The 1,790-nt window shown below is 37.2% G+C and carries 2 protein-coding genes; both read left to right on the top strand.

The window, feature by feature from the left end; translation table 11 throughout:
- On the top strand, window positions 1-467 hold a 467-nt coding region (locus tag BN93_RS14690; protein ID WP_019189061.1), incomplete at its 5' end, for a hypothetical protein.
- A gap of 4 nt (window positions 468-471) precedes the next feature.
- On the top strand, window positions 472-1,790 hold a 1,319-nt coding region (locus BN93_RS14685; protein WP_044261009.1), incomplete at its 3' end, for a TonB-dependent receptor.

Here is a 1,790-nt window from a genome sequence, read left to right as displayed (position 1 = left end):
CAAAAGATGATATTTTTTATGCTGTCCTTAGGCCTTTACTTGCTGTCTTGGATGGAAGGCTGTCCTCCTATCGCATAGAATCCAACAAAATAGACAAACTTCGTTTCTCTATACAAAGTCAAAAAGATTTGCTAAGAGAAACGCTTAAAATAATTTTCTTGTATAAAGAAGAATTAAAGTTATTGCTCTTTGAATCAAAAGGTACTTCTGTAGAATTTTTCCGTGAAAATTTTATCGAAGAACAAGTTGCAATAAGTAAAGAATATATTGACCAAATGCAAAAAGTCTATCCACAAATACAAACAAAAGTTTCGTCACTATTCTTTCGGATTTCCTCTTCTACATGGGTAACAATCGTCGGAGAGATTGTCTCAAATCCAGAAATCCGTAAAGAAGAGGCAAAACAGGTTTTGTCTGAATATATACGCTATAATACAGCAGGATGGCGAGAACTCATTAATCCATAAAATTATGAACAGATTATTCATCGTAACGATACTATGTTTGTGTACAACAGTTTTGTCTGCCCAAAATATATTACGTGGGAAAATCATAGATAAAGAAACAGGACTTCCCATATTTGGGGTATGCATATCAATCAAAAATACAAAACAGAAAACAGTTTCTGACAAGACAGGCAATTATCAAATTGACATACCCTCAAATGGAACATGTATTGTTGAGGTTTCATTTGTTGGATATAAACGAGTAAGGCAAGTCATTGTATTAAACGGCAATATCACAAAAGACTTTTTCTTAGAATCATCAGCGAACGTCCTTAACGAAGTTGTAGTGAGGGGATCTTCCCAGCAGGCGGAAATAAACCGCATTCGGCAAAGTCCTATGGCTGTAACCGTAGTGGACGGATCCAAGCTGCGGGGACGTTCAAGCGGTATAGAAGAAATTCTTACACGCACGTCTGGCATCAAAGTAAGAAAGACAGGCGGATTGGGAAGTGCGTCGCGCATATCTGTACATGGTTTAGAAGGTAAGCGTGTCGCCGTATATATTAATGGGTTTCCACTCAACAGTCCTGACGGTTCTTTCGACATCAACGATATTCCAATAGATGTGATCAAATATATAGAGGTGTACAAGGGTATTGTGCCTGCAGAATATGGAGGCGACGGATTAGGAGGAGCCATCAATATTGTGACACGTGAGGATGAATGCGACCTAGTAGGATTCACGCAGGAATTGGCATCATTCGGAACATCCAAGACACTTACAAGTGCTCAAAAGCTTTTTGCAAAGTCAGGCATATTATTTAATGTTGCTTTCTTTAAGAATAAATCCAAGAACAACTACACGATGTCATGGCCAGTATTCGAAATAAATCTGCCAGTCTCAGAATACAGAAAGGTAAGACGAAATAATGACTATTATGACGCAGACTTCTATCATGTCGGCATTGGTTTTAGAAAGTTATACTTCGATAAACTGGATTTGGAATGCGCCTTCTACAGAAATAAAAAAGGTATACAGTCTCTTAACTTTGATTCGCAGCATGCCTATATGAAAGGCTTTAATATAATGCCCACTTTGCATATAGAAAAAGACGACTTCGTCTTTAAAGGTTTGGAAATGAAATCATCCCTTGTTATTCCTATTATACAAACGAGCCTGATAGACACGACAACAACAAGAAGACAATGGGATGGAACCATCACTCAGGCAATGGGGGAAACAGAAGATAATCTTCTTAATGAATCCCATAACCGGCAATTTGAATTACGAAACAAATTTAATTTAAAATATACATTTGGACAACATACATTCAACATAAATGA

Origin of the sequence: Prevotella conceptionensis 9403948 (assembly GCF_000312305.1) — a bacterium.
Classification (GTDB): domain Bacteria; phylum Bacteroidota; class Bacteroidia; order Bacteroidales; family Bacteroidaceae; genus Prevotella; species Prevotella conceptionensis.
Note: the sequence above shows the minus strand (reverse complement) of the source record. Positions and strands in the feature narration are given on the sequence as shown.